The following is a 13,665-nucleotide window of genomic DNA, read 5'->3' as shown; positions in this document are numbered from 1 at the left end:
ATCCGCTTCTCTTCCGTTCTGAGATCAGATGCGCTGCTTCGCGAGCGACGCGCGGGGGATGACGTACACGAGCACCGTCACCACGAGGAGGGCGACGTAGCCGGCGACGAAGCCATAGAACGCGGCGGTGTACCCGCCCGTCGCGAGCTGCGAGGCGTTCAGCACCTGCGGGATCAGGAAGCCGCCGTACGCGCCGATCGCCGAGATGAGGCCGAGGGCTGCGGCCGCCTTGCGCTGCACCTTGACGGCGTCGGCGCTGCCCGGCTCGATGCCCTGTGCGAGAGCGCGCGCCGCGAAGATGCTCGGGATCATGCGATAGGTCGAGCCGTTGCCCATGCCGGTCGCGGCGAAGAGCACGAGGAAGCAGCCCAGGAACACCCAGAAGCTCTGCAGCGGCAGAGTCCAGATGAGCCCCAGGGCGCCGAGCGCCATCACCGTGAACGCACCGACCGTGACACGCGCGCCGCCGAAGCGGTCGGCGAGCCTGCCGCCGTACGGGCGGGCGAGCGACCCGATGAGCGCACCGAGGAAGGCCAGCGAGACCGCCGCCTGACCGACCTGGATGGTCGAGAAGGCGGGGAACTGGTCGGCGATGAGCTTGGGGAACACGCTCGCGAAGCCGATGAACGAGCCGAACGTGCCGATGTACAGCAGGGCCATGAGCCACAGGTGCGGTTCGCGGAGCGCTGCGGCGGAGCCGGCGAAGTCCGCCTTCGCCGACGACAGGTTGTCCATGTAGCGCCACGCGCCCCACATCGCCGCCAGGATGAGGGGGATCCACATCCAGCCGGCGAGCGAGATGTTCGTCGTCGACGCGGCGCCGATCGTCACCACGATCGGCACGGCGAACTGCGCGACCGACGTGCCGAGGTTGCCGCCCGCCGCGTTGAGGCCGAGCGCCCAGCCCTTCTCCTTCTGCGGGAAGAAGTAGGTGATGTTCGCCATCGAGCTCGCGAAGTTGCCGCCGCCGACGCCGCCGAGAGCGGCGATCAGCAGCAGCACGCCGAATGGCGTCTCGGGGTTCGCGACGACGATTCCGAGGAGCACCGCGGGGATCAGCAGGAGCCCCGCCGAGACGATGGTCCAGTTGCGGCCGCCGAAGATCGCGACCATGAACGTGTACGGGAATCGCAGTGTCGCTCCGACGAGGCTCGGCAGCGAGATGAGCCAGAACGACTCCGAGCTGGTGAGCTCGAAGCCCGCCGCGGGCAGCATCACGACCACGATGCTCCACAGCTGCCAGATGATGAAGCCCAGGAACTCGGCGAAGATCGACCAGCCCAGATTGCGGCGCGCGATCGCGCGGCCCTCGGCTGCCCAGAAGACGGCGTCCTCGGGATTCCAGCCGTCGATCCAGCGGCCGGGCCGGCGAGTGAGGATGACCGACGCGGTGGCGGTCGGAACGGGTGGAGCTGCGGCATCCGTCGTCGACGGAGTGACGGTCGTGGTCATGGCGCCTCCAGGGATGGGCATGCACTGCGGTTGAGTGTGATCCCACGCTAGGAAGCGGGTGTTTCCGTCCGCCGACCCGGGCTGTTACTTCTCGATCACTTCTGGATCACGGTGTCGGGGCGGGCGACGTTGGGGCCCCGTCACACGACCGAAACACGACGGATGCCTAGACTCGAACGCATGCGCGTCGACATCGTCACGATCTTCCCGACGTTCTTCGATGTGCTCGGCGTCTCGCTGATCGGCAAGGCACGCGATCGCGGCATCCTCGACATGCACGTGCACGATCTGCGCGACTGGACGCACGACCGCCACCGCACTGTCGATGACACGCCCTACGGTGGCGGCGCCGGCATGGTCATGAAGCCCGAGCCGTGGGGCGAAGCGCTCGACGAGGTGCTCACCGACGACGCCGTGCTGCTGGTGCCCTCGCCGGCCGGCGAGCTGTTCTCGCAGCCCATGGCGCGAGAGCTCGCCCAAGAGCGACACCTCGTCTTCGCGTGCGGGCGGTACGAGGGGATCGACCAGCGCGTGGTCGATCACTACGCCGAGCGGGGGCGCGTGCGCCTCGTCAGTCTCGGCGACTACGTTCTCAACGGCGGCGAGGTCGCGGCGATGGCGGTCATCGAGGCGGTCTCGCGCCTGATCCCCGGCGTCGTGGGCAATCCCGAGAGCCTCGTGGAGGAGTCGCACGAGCTCGGCCTGCTGGAGTATCCGAGCTACACGAAGCCCGCGGTGTGGCGCGGGCGGGAGGTTCCGCCAGTGCTGCTCAGCGGCAACCACGGCGCGATCGCGGCGTGGCGTCGCGAGCAGAGCCTCGAGCGCACTCGCGCGCATCGTCCGGATCTGCTCGACGGCGCGGACGCCTGAGCACGGTCGGCGTCGACGTCAGGCCGACGCTTCGGCCGGGTCGAGCACGTTCAGCCGATAACCGCGCTTGACCACCGTCTTGATGAGGTCCGGCACACCGATCGCCTCGCGCAGGCGTGCGACTGCCATCTCGACGGCATGGGTGTTCTCGCCGGACCGGGGGAGCGAGCTCTGCAGCCGCTGCCGCGAGACGACGCCGCCGCCCGCGGCGAAGAGCGCGGCGAGCAGGTCGGCGCCGGTGCGCGACAGCGAGATGTGGCGCCCGTCGAGGACGATCCCGTTGCTGCGCAGCTCGAGACGACCGGCGATCGTGGGGAGCGAGGCGGCGTGCCCGCCGCCGAAGTGCGTCACGACCGCGCGCACGAGCGAGCCGAGGCGGCCGCGCTCCGCGACGAGCGGGGCGATGCCCACCTCGCGCAGCGGGCCGGCGGTGATCGGGCCGACGGCCGCGAGCAGCAGTCGCCCGTGTGCCGACAGGTCCACGATGGCCTCGAGAACCCCCTCGCGTGCCGCGGCCGCGACCCATTCGGCCGCGCCGGGGGCCGACGTGAAGAGCACCGCGTCGACCTCGCCCTGCGCGGTGGCGACGACCGAGCGCGAGACGACCGCCGGGTCGGGCGGAGGTCCCCAGCGATAGACGGTGAGGCTCACGACGTCCGCTCCCGCCGCCTGGAACAGCTCGTCGAGCCCGTCGGCGCCGGAACCATGGTGCTGGACGGCGACGCGGCGTGCGTCCAGGCCCTCCGCGAGCAGGTATTCGCCCAGCTCCGCCGAGGTCTCGGACTCGGCCACCCAGTCGGCGGTCAGACCGGCCTGCTGGATCGCGCCGCGCGCCTTCGGGCCGCGGGCGACGATCTGGGCTCGCGACAGCGCCGCGTGCAGCTCATCGAGGAGCCCGGCCTCGTCGGCTGCCTCCATCCACCCGCGGAAGCCGACGCCGGTCGTGGCGACGACGACCTCGGGCGGGCGTGCGATGAGCTCGCGCGTCGCGGCGACGAGGGCGTCGTCGTCGATGTGGGGCACGATCGTGAGCGCCGGGGCGTGGCGTACCTGTGCGCCGTGGCGCTCGAGTGCGGCGGCGAGCTCGAGGGAACGCCGGTCCACCGCGATGACGATGGTGCAGCCGTCGAGCGCCGCCGAGAGCTGGGCGCGGGGCGGATCGCCGGAGGACGGGGGTGGAGCCGAATCGTTCACCGCAGCGAGCCGCCGATCGAGGTGTCGGTCGCGAGGAGGTCGGGAACGAGCATGCCCGCGCGGGCGACGTCGCCCACGACGATCACGGCGGGGTTGCGCACGCCGATGCGCCCGGCCTCGAGCACGACGGCGGCCAGGGTGGTGCGCGTCGTGCGCTGGTCGGGGTGGTGTCCGCGCTCGACGATCGCGACGGGACGATCGGCCGGCACGCCGGCGTGGAGCGCGTCCGAGACGAGACGCGGGAGCGCCCCCACCCCCATCAGCACGACGGTCGTGACGTCGGGGTCGCCGAGAGCCGCCAGCGTCGCCGCTGTCAGCTCGGACTGGCCGTTCACGATGTGCACGGCCGACGCGACGCCGCGGTGGGTCACCGGGATGCCGGCGGCCTCCGGCACGGCGACGGCGCTGGTGACGCCCGGCACGACCTCGACCGGGATGCCGGCCGCGACACATGACGCGACCTCCTCACCGCCACGGCCGAACACGAACGGGTCTCCGCCCTTGAGGCGGACGACGCGCTTGCCGCGGCGCGCACGATCCACGAGCAGCGCGTTGATCTCCTCCTGCGGCACCGGGTGATGGCCCGGCAGCTTCCCGACGTCGATCACCTCGACGTCGGGCGCGAGGTGCGGACGGATGTCGGGGCCGAGCCGGTCCATCACCACCACGTCCGCGCGCATGAGGAGGCGCCATGCGCGGAGGGTCATGAGGTCGACGGGTCCGGGGCCTCCGCCCACGAGGTCGACGCGTCCGCCGACCGCGCTCAAGATGCGTCCTCCCACCGGACCAGCACGTGCCCGTCGTCGACCGTGACCGGCCACACGTGCAGCGATGCGGGCTCCTTGCCCTGGGTGTCGAGGCACGCCCCGGTGCGGAGGTCGAACACCTGCTTGAACATCGGAGATGCGACGGTCGGGGCATCCTGCCGCGTCCCGACGATCCCGCGCGAGATGACGTTCGCGCGGCTGTACGGGTCGAAGTTCGACACCGCGTGCACGCGACCGGTGTCGAGGAGGAAGAGGGCGATCTGCGTCCCGCCGAGGAGCGCGGCGCGGCCGCGTTCGACCTCGAGATCGTCGAGCGCGCACACGCGCACCCATCCGTCGGGGGCGCCGTACTCGGTCGTCTGCGGGTCGGCGATCGTCATCGGCGCACCTCCAGGGTGGTTCCGGCGATGAGCACGCCCGACGTGGCGCGCTCCTCATCGGTGGCGGGTCGGGGCTGGCCGCGCTCGGCGGTGTAGGCGAGCGACGGGTCGGGGGTCGTGGGGGCGTTCACGAACGACGCGAACCGGCGCAGCTTCTCGGGGTCTTCGAGGGTGGCCTTCCATTCGTCCTCATACGAGTCCAGGTGCGCCGCCATAGCCGCGTCCAGGTCGGCGCAGATGCCGAGGCTGTCGTCGAAGATGACGGCGCGGAGCCCGTCGATTCCGCCGTCGAGGTCCTCGAACCAGGGCGCAGTGCGCTGGAGCCGGTCCGCCGTGAAGATGTAGTACATCAGGAAGCGGTCGATGGCGGTCAGCAGCTCGTCGTCGCTGAGGCCCTCGGCCAGCAGCACGGCGTGGCGTGGCGTGAACCCGCCGTTGCCGCCGACATACATGTTCCAGCCGGCCTCGGTCGCGATCACGCCGACGTCCTTGCCGCGGGCTTCGGCGCATTCGCGCGCGCAGCCCGAGACGCCGAGCTTCAGCTTGTGCGGCGATCGCAGTCCTCGATATCGCAGCTCGAGGCGCACCGCCATGCCGACCGAGTCCTGCACGCCGTAGCGGCACCACGTCGAGCCGACGCACGACTTCACCGTGCGCAGCGACTTGCCGTACGCGTGCCCCGATTCGAAGCCCGCGTCGACCAGCCGCTTCCAGATGCCGGGGAGCTGCTCGAGACGGGCGCCGAACATGTCGATGCGCTGACCGCCGGTGATCTTCGTGTACAGGCCGAAGTCCTGCGCGACCTGGCCGATCACGAGGAGACCCTCGGGGGTGATCTCGCCGCCGGGGATGCGCGGCACCACCGAGTAGCTGCCGTCCTTCTGGAGGTTCGCCATCACGTGGTCGTTGGTGTCCTGCAGCGTGGCGTTCTCGCCGTCGAGCACGTGACGGCGCACGAGGGTCGAGAGGATGCTCGCGAGCGCGGGCTTGCAGATGTCGCAGCCGCGTCCGGTGCCGAACCGCTCGATCACGGCGCTGAAGGTGGTCAGCCCCGACACCCGGACGGCGTCGAACAGCTGCCGGCGCGACATGTCGAAGTGCTCGCACAGCGCGTTGCTCAGGGCCGCGCCGGACTTCGCGAGCTCGGTGCCGACGATCTTCTTGACCATCATCACGCACGAGCCGCATGCCGCTCCGGCCTTGGTGCACGCCTTGATGCCGGCGACGTCGGTGCAGCCCTCCTCATGCACCGCATGGCGGATCCTGCCGGCCGTGACGCTGTTGCACGAGCAGACCAGCGCCTCATCGGGCAGATCGCCTGTCGGTGCGGCGACGCCGCCTTCCGGCATCAGGTACGCCGCTGGGTCGCCGCCGAGCGCACCGCCGACGAGCGGGCGCAGCGATCCGTACGCCGACGCGTCGCCGACGAGGATGCCGCCGAGCAGCGTCTTGGCGTCATCCGAGAGCACGAGCTTCTTGTACACGCCCGCGACGGGATCGGCGTACGTGACATCCAAAGACCCCGGCGTCTCGGCGAAGGCGTCGCCGAAGCTCGCCACATCGACCCCCGAGAGCTTGAGCTTGGTGGACAGGTCATAGCCGGGGAAGGATGCCTCGCCCCCGAGCAGCCGCGTGGCGGCGACCTCGGCCATCGCGTAGCCGGGGGCGACCAGGCCCACGCACATCCCGTCGTAGTTGGCGACCTCGCCGATCGCCAGGATGCGCGGGTCCGACGTCTGGCAGCCGGCGTCGATGAGCACGCCGCCGCGCTCGTGCACGTCCAGCTCGGCCGCCCGTGCGAGCTCGTCGCGCGGACGCACGCCCACCGTGAAGACCACGACGTCGGTGCGCTCGTAGCTGCCGTCGCGGAACTCGAGCCCCATGACCTGCCCGCTGCGGTCCGGATCGAGACGGGTCGTGACGGTCTCGGTCAGGACTCTGATGCCCCGCGACTCGATGAGGCGGCGCAGCGCGTTCCCGGCGGGGAGGTCGAGCTGCGCCGACATCAGCCGGTCCGACGACTGCACGACGGTGCAGGCGACGTCGAGGCCCTGCAGCGCGCCGGCGGCCTCAAGCCCCAGGAGCCCGCCACCGATCACCGTGCCGGTGAGGGGGCGGCCGAGCTCCGCCGAACGACGGCGCACGAAGTCCTTCAGCCGCTCGACGTCGTCGAGCGTGCGGTACACGAAGCAGCCCTCCAGCCCGAACCCGTCGACCGCGAGCCGCGCGGCATACGAGCCCGTCGCGAGCACCAGGCGGTCGTACGCCACGCTGATCCCGCTCCTCGTCGTGACGCGCCGCGCCGAGCGGTCGATACGCGCGACCGGGTCGCCCTGAAGGAAGCGCACGCGGTCGTCCTCGAGAACCGTCCGCTCCAGCGTGAGGTCGTCGGGTGTCGCGCCGCCGAAGAACCCGGTGAGGCCTACGCGGTCGTAAGGATGCCGGCCTTCCTCTCCGATGAGCGTGACGCGCCACCCATCGCCTGCGCGACTGAGGAGGCTCTCGACGAAGCGGTGGGCCACCATCCCCGCACCCACCACCACGACGTGCGTGCCGAGGGCGGGGGTGGTGCTCATGCCGTCACCGTACGCGGGCGATGTTGCGGGGGCGTCAGCGCCATGTTTCGGGCTCTTGACACTGCTCTGCCGGCTTTCGGCGCTGCCGCGGTGCGTCATGGCTCCTCCTGGGGGACGAGAGGTCTGTCGGTGCGTGCGACGCTACGAGCGCGGTGTTTCGCCCCCGCATGGCGTCCGGTTACCCCGAGCGAACGTTTCGCTCACACCGGCCGACCAGGGGAAGTGAGGATGCCGGAGGTCGCGGCATCCGTCCCGTTAGGGTGATGCCAGGGAACGGAGGGGGACGGCGATGCACACGTGGCCGGGATCGGCGTATCCGCTCGGGGCGACGTTCGACGGGAGCGGGACGAACTTCGCGCTGTTCAGCGAGGGCGCGGAGCGCGTCGAGCTGTGCCTGTTCGGCGAGCGCGGGGCGGAGACCCGCGTCGAAGTGGCCGAGGTCGACGCCTACGTCTGGCACGTGTACGTGCCGGGCGTGCAGCCAGGGCAGCGCTACGGGTATCGCGTCCATGGTCCCTACGACCCCGCGAGCGGGCGGCGGTTCAACCCCGCGAAGCTGCTGCTGGACCCGTACGCCAAGGCGGTCGAAGGCGACGTGCAGTGGGGCCAGTCCGTCTACGGGTACGACTTCGGCGACCCGGACTCCCGCAACGACGACGATTCGGCGGCCGCGATGATGAAGGGCGTCGTCGTCAACCCGTACTTCGACTGGGCCGGCGATCGCCGCCCGGCGACGCCGTACTCCGAGACCCTCATCTACGAGGCGCACGTGCGAGGGCTCACGGCGCGGCATCCGGCCATCCCGGAGGAGATGCGCGGCACCTACAGCGCCCTCGCCCACCCGGCGGTCATCGACCACCTCACCAAGCTCGGGGTGACAGCGATCGAGCTCATGCCGGTGCATCAGTTCGTCGACGACGCCGTCCTGCAGGAGAAGGGTCTGTCGAACTACTGGGGCTACAACACCGTCTCCTTCTTCGCCCCGCACAACCGCTACTCCGCCACGGGGGACCGGGGCCAGCAGGTGCAGGAGTTCAAGGGCATGGTCCGCGCTCTGCACGCCGCGGGCATCGAGGTCATCCTGGATGTCGTCTACAACCACACCGCGGAGGGGAACCACCTCGGGCCGACGCTGTCGATGCGGGGCATCGACAACTCCGCGTACTACAAGCTAGAAGCCGACGACAAGCGCTTCTACACCGACTACACCGGCACCGGGAACAGTCTCAACGTCAGCAACCCGCACTCGCTGCAGCTGATCATGGACTCGCTGCGGTACTGGGTGCTCGACATGCATGTCGACGGGTTCCGCTTCGACCTCGCCGCCGCGCTCGCTCGGGAGTTCTACGACGTCGACCGTCTCTCGGCGTTCTTCGAGCTCGTGCAGCAGGACCCGGTGGTCTCGCAGGTCAAGCTCATCGCCGAACCGTGGGATGTCGGTCCGGGCGGCTACCAGGTCGGCAACTTCCCGCCGCAGTGGACAGAGTGGAACGGCCAGTACCGCGACACCGTGCGTGACTTCTGGCGCGGCGAGCCGCAGGCGCTCGGCGAGTTCGCGTCACGCCTCACGGGGTCGGCGGACCTGTACGAGCACTCCGGGCGCCGGCCTGTGGCATCCGTCAACTTCGTCACCGCGCACGACGGGTTCACCCTGCGTGATCTGGTGTCGTACAACGACAAGCACAACGAGGCGAACGGCGAAGAAGGGCGCGACGGCGCCGACGACAACCGGTCGTACAACTTCGGCGTCGAGGGGCCCACGGACGACCCCGCGGTGCTGACGCTGCGCGCTCGCCAGCAGCGCAACTTCCTCGCGACCCTGCTGCTGTCGCAGGGCGTGCCGATGCTGCTGCACGGAGACGAGATCGGCCGCACCCAGCACGGCAACAACAACGGCTACGCGCAGGACAACGAGACCACTTGGATGGACTGGGATGCCGCGGACCTGCCGCTGCTCGAGTTCACGGCCGCCATGGCCCGACTGCGCCGCGAGCACCCCACCTTCCGCCGCCGTCGGTTCTTCGACGGGCGGCCCGTGCGCCGCGACACCGGAGCGGCGCTGCCCGACATCGCGTGGCTCCGACCCGACGGCACGCTGATGCAGCCGGAGGACTGGGACTCCGGGTTCGGTCGGGCGGTCGGCGTGTTCCTCAACGGCGCCGGGATCCGTGAGCGGGACCGGCGCGGCGACGAGATCCACGACCGTCACTTCATCGTGCTGTTCAACGCCGGCGACGACATCATCGACTTCCACATCCCGGTGGTCGAATCCAGCCCCGACTGGGAGGTCGTGGTCGACACCGCGGGGGAGCGCGCGGGCTCCGAACTCGTGAAGCCCGGGGACGTGGTGCGGCTCGCCGCGAAATCGCTCCTCGTCCTGTGCGAGCACCCGCGCGTCGAGCGCGAGCGGGATCACTCGGTGGCGGCATCGCTGGCCGCGATGCCGGGGGAGCCCGCGCACGCTCCTCGCGCCGAGGCGGGCAGCTAGCGGCGGCGGAGCCTCCGGGTCAGTCGACTCCCAGCCACGAGCGGTCGGTCAGCACGACGGGTCCGGACTCGGTGACCGCGACGGTGTGCTCGGAGTGCGCTCCGCGCGAACCGTCGGCCGAGCGGAGGGTCCAGCCGTCGGGATCGGTGACCAACTCGTCGGTGGTCTGCAGGAACCACGGCTCGAGTGCGACCACCAGGCCGGCCCGGAGCGGATAGCCTCGCCCCGCCTTGCCGTCGTTGGGGACGTGCGGGTCGCCGTGCATGATGCGGCCCACGCCGTGCCCGCCGAAGTCGGTGTTGATCGCGTAGCCGGATCCGCGCGCGACGCCGGCGATCGCCGCCGAGACGTCGCCGATGCGATTGCCGACCGTCGCCGTCGCGATCGCGGCGGCGAGCGCGCGCTCGGTCGTCTCGATCAGGGCCAGGTCCTCGTCGCGGGCCGTGCCCACGACGAAGGACACCGCGGAGTCGGCGACCCAGCCGTCGATCGAGGCCGCGAAGTCGAGCGACACCAGGTCGCCGTCGCGCAGGGTGTAGTCGAACGGCAGACCGTGGAGCACGGCATCGTTGACCGACGTGCACAGGACCTTGCCGAACGGGCGCGCGCCGAACGACGGGTGATAGTCGATGTAGCAGGACTCGGCGCCTGCCCGGCGGATGAGGTCATGCGCTCGCCGATCGATCGCGAGCAGGTTGGTGCCGACCTTCGTCTCGGCGCGCAGCGTGGCAAGGGTCTCGGCGACGAATCGCCCGGCGGGCTTCATCGCCTCGATCTCAGCAGGCGTGCGCAACTCGATCATCGAAAGGTCCTCTCGTCCCGGTCCATTCTGTCGGACCATTCCGCGCGCGGCTGTGAGGATGCCCCGCGCCGCACGCAGAACCCATCCGCGCGGGGCCGTCACGGCGTAGCATCGAGGCATGTGGCTGCGTCGTGCGTTCTTCGGCTGGCTCATCCCGGCAGCCTTCGTCCTGCCGCTGTGGCTCCTCATCGGCTGGGCGGTCTTCAACGCCGGCGGCTGGGCGTTCCTGTGGGTGCTGTTCCTCGCCATCCCGGGCGTGTTCCTGTGGCAGCTGCTGCTGACCCTGCTGGTCCGCGCGCGCGGCACCGTTCGGGCGCACCGCGCGGTCTCGTGGTGGGACGTGCTCGGCTTCACGGTGTGGCACCTGCTCGTGATCTCTCTCGGCTTCTTCGCCGAGGCCTGGTGGGCCCCCGTCATGGTGCTCGCCATCCTCGCGGGAGTCGGCCTCTTCTGGCTCGAGCTGTGGCAGCTGTGGAGCGAGGCGCGGCCATCGCGCGTCCTCCTGCACTCCAGCGACGGCGCCGCGTACATCCCGCCGCCGGCGGCGAAGGACCGAGCCGCGAACGAGCAGGACGTCTTCATCATCACCGAGAGGCAGCAGCCGCCCGCGAGCTGACCGTTTTGGCGGGGTGCGCCATCCATGGCAGAATGGGCGTTTGTGCCCTGACCGGTTCTGCCTCAGGGGAACCAGCTGTACGGCGTCACGCCGGAGGCCTTCGGCACGAATCCCTGAACATCCATTCCCGCGGTCGACCTGTGGCGGCCGCAGAGAGAGACGATCATGCAGATCCTCGACGCCGTCGATGCGGCTTCGCTCCGCTCCGACATCCCCGCCTTCGGCCCCGGTGACACCGTCAAGGTGCACGTCAACATCACCGAGGGCAACCGCTCCCGTGTCCAGGTCTTCCAGGGCGTCGTCCTCGGCCGCTCGGGCGACGGTGTGCGCGAGACTTTCACGGTCCGCAAGATCAGCTTCCAGGTGGGCGTCGAGCGCACCTTCCCGGTGCACTCCCCGGTGATCGACCACATCGAGGTCGTCACGCGCGGTGACGTGCGTCGCGCGAAGCTCTACTACCTGCGCAACCTCCGCGGCAAGAAGGCCAAGATCAAGGAGAAGCGCGACAGCTGAGCGTTCGCGAAGCACTTCTTCCCGAAGCCCCGGACCCCACGGTCCGGGGCTTCGGCGTTCTCGCGGCCGTCCGGAATGTGCGACCCTTGAAGACAGGCTCGCCGACCGCCGGCCCGCCTGTGAAGGATCCGCATGACGACCGAGAAGTCGGCCCCCGCCGAGTCGGCGCCCGCTCCCCGGTCGGGGGACGAGGCCACCATCCAGCCTCGCAAGCGCGGGTGGGTCGTGTTCCTGCGCGACGTCGTCGTCATCATCCTCATCGCGGTCGTCGTGTCGTTTCTCGTCAAGACGTTCCTGGTGCGCTCGTTCTACATCCCCTCGGGGTCGATGGAGGACACCCTCCTCATCAACGACCGCATCCTCGTGGACGAGATCACGCCCCGTTTCGGCGGCTATGAGCGTGGCGACATCGTCGTCTTCCAGGACCCGGGCGGATGGCTGCCGCCGAGCACCGAGCCGGCGCGTCCGCCGATCGTGGAAGCAGGCGAATGGGTGCTTTCGCTCGTGGGCCTGGCCGCACCCGACAGCGACGACCACCTCGTCAAGCGCATCATCGGGCTGCCCGGCGACAATGTGGTGTGCTGCAACGCGGTCGGCCAGATCACGGTCAACGGCGTGCCCGTCGACGAGAGCGAATACATCGAGGTCCCATCCGCGGATGCCGCGGCATCCGGTGATCCCTTCGACGTCGTGGTGCCCGACGGCAGCCTGTGGGTGCTCGGCGACAACCGGTACCGCTCGAAGGACTCGCGGTACAACACCGACCAGCCGGGCAAGGGGTTCGTCCCCATCGACAACGTCGTGGGGCGCGCATTCCTCGTGACATGGCCGCTCGATCGCTTCGGCATGCTCGACTTCCATCACGACGTCTTCGGGAGCGTCCCCGTCCCCGAACCGCAGGACGCGTCGCCGTGACCGTCGCGGAGCCGAAGCTCACGCTCGAGCGACGACTCCTGCGTGAGCACGCGCTCGTCATCGCGTTCGACGAGGTCGGACGCGGGGCCCTCGCCGGTCCGGTGGCAGTCGGCGCAGCGGTGATCGACGCCCCTCGATCCCGCAAGCGCGTCCCCTCCGGACTGCGCGACTCCAAACTCGTACCCGAGCCCAAGCGGGCGGACGTCGCGGCGCGCGCGGCCTCGTGGGTGGCCGCCAGCGCCGTCGGCTGGGCGAGCTCGGCCGAGATCGACGAGATCGGCATCATGCGCGCACTCGGGCTCGCGTCCGTGCGCGCGCTGGCGGATCTCCGCGCGCACGGCGTCGTGCCCGAGGAGGCCATCGTGATCCTCGATGGCAACTACGACTACATCACGCCCGCCGGGGCGTGGGGGCTCGACGTGAGGCCGATCATCAAGGCCGATCGCGACTGCGCGTCCGCCTCGGCGGCGTCCGTCATCGCCAAGGTCGCCCGCGACGCGCTGATGACGGAGCTCCACGACGAGCTGCCCGCGTACAACTGGGCGCGTAACAAGGGGTACGCGAGCCCCGACCACCGCGACGCGATCCGTGAGCACGGCATCAGCCGGCACCACCGCGCGTCGTGGTCGATCGCCGAGGCGCCGACGCTGTTCTGAAGCCGGACCGGGCCTGCCGCGCGCGCTGGTCTCGGCATCCGTCCGCGCCCGTAGGATGGAGGCACCATGGACGACGACGTGTTCGAAGACTACGACCGTGAGCTCGAGCTCGCTCTGTACCGCGAGTACCGCGACGTCGTCTCGCAGTTCCAGTACGTGATCGAGACCGAACGCCGGTTCTACCTCGCTAACGAGGTGAACGTCGTGCGCCGGGACACCGAGCACGACTTCTACTTCGAGATCTCGATGACCGACGTCTGGGTGTGGGACATCTACCGCGCGGACCGCTTCGTCAAGGCCGTGCGAGTGCTCACCTTCAAGGACGTCAACGTCGAAGAGCTCTCGCGCCGCGACTTCCACCTTCCCGAGGAGCTCTCGCTCGATACCTGATCGGGCCTGGCGCCGGTCGGCGCCTCCTCCACAGTTCGGTCGTTCC

General features: G+C 70.1%; 13 protein-coding genes. 7 read left to right on the top strand and 6 right to left on the bottom strand.

The features are described 5' to 3' along the window. Positions 1–24: 24 nt before the first annotated feature. On the bottom strand, positions 25–1,452 hold the full coding sequence (locus AC3ANN_RS09550; RefSeq protein WP_488340735.1) for an MFS transporter: 1,428 nt from the start codon (positions 1,450–1,452) through the stop codon (positions 25–27). Between the two features lie 180 nt (positions 1,453–1,632). On the opposite strand from AC3ANN_RS09550, the gene trmD reads away from it, so the two are divergent. Then, complete coding sequence (trmD, locus tag AC3ANN_RS09545; RefSeq protein ID WP_488340734.1) at positions 1,633–2,322, top strand: tRNA (guanosine(37)-N1)-methyltransferase TrmD; 690 nt, start codon at positions 1,633–1,635, stop codon at positions 2,320–2,322. Positions 2,323–2,340: 18 nt separating this feature from the next. Here trmD and AC3ANN_RS09540 read toward each other — a convergent pair whose 3' ends face one another. The 4 genes from AC3ANN_RS09540 to nirB are packed head-to-tail and all read right to left on the bottom strand — an operon-like array spanning position 2,341 to position 7,239. Next, positions 2,341–3,516, bottom strand: coding sequence for a uroporphyrinogen-III synthase (locus AC3ANN_RS09540; RefSeq protein ID WP_488340733.1), 1,176 nt, complete (start codon positions 3,514–3,516; stop codon positions 2,341–2,343). Then, a complete protein-coding gene (gene cobA, locus AC3ANN_RS09535) occupies positions 3,513–4,283 on the bottom strand; it encodes a uroporphyrinogen-III C-methyltransferase (RefSeq protein WP_488340732.1) in 771 nt (256 codons plus the stop codon). The genes AC3ANN_RS09540 and cobA overlap by 4 nt, the downstream gene beginning before the upstream one ends. Further along, positions 4,280–4,663 carry a nitrite reductase small subunit NirD gene (gene nirD / locus AC3ANN_RS09530; protein WP_488340731.1) on the bottom strand — a complete coding sequence of 128 codons (384 nt, stop codon included), beginning with the start codon at positions 4,661–4,663 and terminating at the stop codon, positions 4,280–4,282. Before nirD ends, cobA begins: the two co-directional genes overlap by 4 nt. Continuing rightward, the gene (gene nirB / locus AC3ANN_RS09525; protein WP_488340730.1) at positions 4,660–7,239 is read right to left on the bottom strand and encodes a nitrite reductase large subunit NirB; all 2,580 of its coding nucleotides are present in this window, start codon (positions 7,237–7,239) and stop codon (positions 4,660–4,662) included. The genes nirD and nirB overlap by 4 nt, the downstream gene beginning before the upstream one ends. A gap of 289 nt (positions 7,240–7,528) precedes the next feature. Between nirB and glgX the strand changes: the two genes are divergently transcribed. Continuing rightward, entirely contained in the window at positions 7,529–9,727 is a 2,199-nt protein-coding gene (gene glgX, locus AC3ANN_RS09520) for a glycogen debranching protein GlgX (RefSeq protein WP_488340729.1), read from the top strand. 19 nt (positions 9,728–9,746) lie between these two features. Here the strand turns inward: glgX and map are convergent, their stop codons facing one another. Continuing rightward, positions 9,747–10,529, bottom strand: a complete 783-nt coding sequence (gene map, locus AC3ANN_RS09515) for a type I methionyl aminopeptidase (protein WP_488340728.1) — start codon at positions 10,527–10,529, stop codon at positions 9,747–9,749. 118 nt (positions 10,530–10,647) lie between these two features. On the opposite strand from map, the gene AC3ANN_RS09510 reads away from it, so the two are divergent. The 5 genes from AC3ANN_RS09510 (at position 10,648) to AC3ANN_RS09490 (ending at position 13,619) form a co-directional block, all read left to right on the top strand. Next, positions 10,648–11,145 (top strand): MFS transporter permease, encoded by a 498-nt coding sequence (locus tag AC3ANN_RS09510; RefSeq protein ID WP_488340727.1) that lies wholly within the window; start codon positions 10,648–10,650, stop codon positions 11,143–11,145. A 165-nt stretch (positions 11,146–11,310) separates the two neighbouring features. Beyond that, entirely contained in the window at positions 11,311–11,658 is a 348-nt protein-coding gene (rplS, locus tag AC3ANN_RS09505; RefSeq protein WP_488340726.1) for a 50S ribosomal protein L19, read from the top strand. A 132-nt stretch (positions 11,659–11,790) separates the two neighbouring features. After that, on the top strand, positions 11,791–12,573 hold the full coding sequence (gene lepB, locus AC3ANN_RS09500) for a signal peptidase I (RefSeq protein ID WP_488340725.1): 783 nt from the start codon (positions 11,791–11,793) through the stop codon (positions 12,571–12,573). Beyond that, positions 12,570–13,229: a ribonuclease HII gene (gene rnhB, locus AC3ANN_RS09495; protein ID WP_488340724.1), complete on the top strand. Its 660-nt coding sequence runs from the start codon at positions 12,570–12,572 to the stop codon at positions 13,227–13,229. The genes lepB and rnhB overlap by 4 nt, the downstream gene beginning before the upstream one ends. Before the next feature lie 66 nt (positions 13,230–13,295). Continuing rightward, positions 13,296–13,619, top strand: a complete 324-nt coding sequence (locus tag AC3ANN_RS09490) for a DUF2469 family protein (RefSeq protein WP_488340723.1) — start codon at positions 13,296–13,298, stop codon at positions 13,617–13,619. The last annotated feature ends 46 nt before the right edge of the window (positions 13,620–13,665 follow it).

The sequence above is a fragment of the Microbacterium sp. STRO-2N genome, assembly GCF_057747775.1.
Note: the sequence above shows the minus strand (reverse complement) of the source record. Positions and strands in the feature narration are given on the sequence as shown.

Coding starts and splice junctions, on each gene's coding strand:
- rplS (WP_488340726.1), top strand. CDS start 11,311: ATGCAGATCCTCGACGCCGTCGATGCGGCTTCGCTCCGCTCCGACATC.
- glgX (WP_488340729.1), top strand. CDS start 7,529: ATGCACACGTGGCCGGGATCGGCGTATCCGCTCGGGGCGACGTTCGAC.
- AC3ANN_RS09550 (WP_488340735.1), bottom strand. CDS start 1,452: ATGACCACGACCGTCACTCCGTCGACGACGGATGCCGCAGCTCCACCC.
- lepB (WP_488340725.1), top strand. CDS start 11,791: ATGACGACCGAGAAGTCGGCCCCCGCCGAGTCGGCGCCCGCTCCCCGG.
- AC3ANN_RS09510 (WP_488340727.1), top strand. CDS start 10,648: ATGTGGCTGCGTCGTGCGTTCTTCGGCTGGCTCATCCCGGCAGCCTTC.
- nirD (WP_488340731.1), bottom strand. CDS start 4,663: ATGACGATCGCCGACCCGCAGACGACCGAGTACGGCGCCCCCGACGGA.
- nirB (WP_488340730.1), bottom strand. CDS start 7,239: ATGAGCACCACCCCCGCCCTCGGCACGCACGTCGTGGTGGTGGGTGCG.
- AC3ANN_RS09490 (WP_488340723.1), top strand. CDS start 13,296: ATGGACGACGACGTGTTCGAAGACTACGACCGTGAGCTCGAGCTCGCT.
- map (WP_488340728.1), bottom strand. CDS start 10,529: ATGATCGAGTTGCGCACGCCTGCTGAGATCGAGGCGATGAAGCCCGCC.
- trmD (WP_488340734.1), top strand. CDS start 1,633: ATGCGCGTCGACATCGTCACGATCTTCCCGACGTTCTTCGATGTGCTC.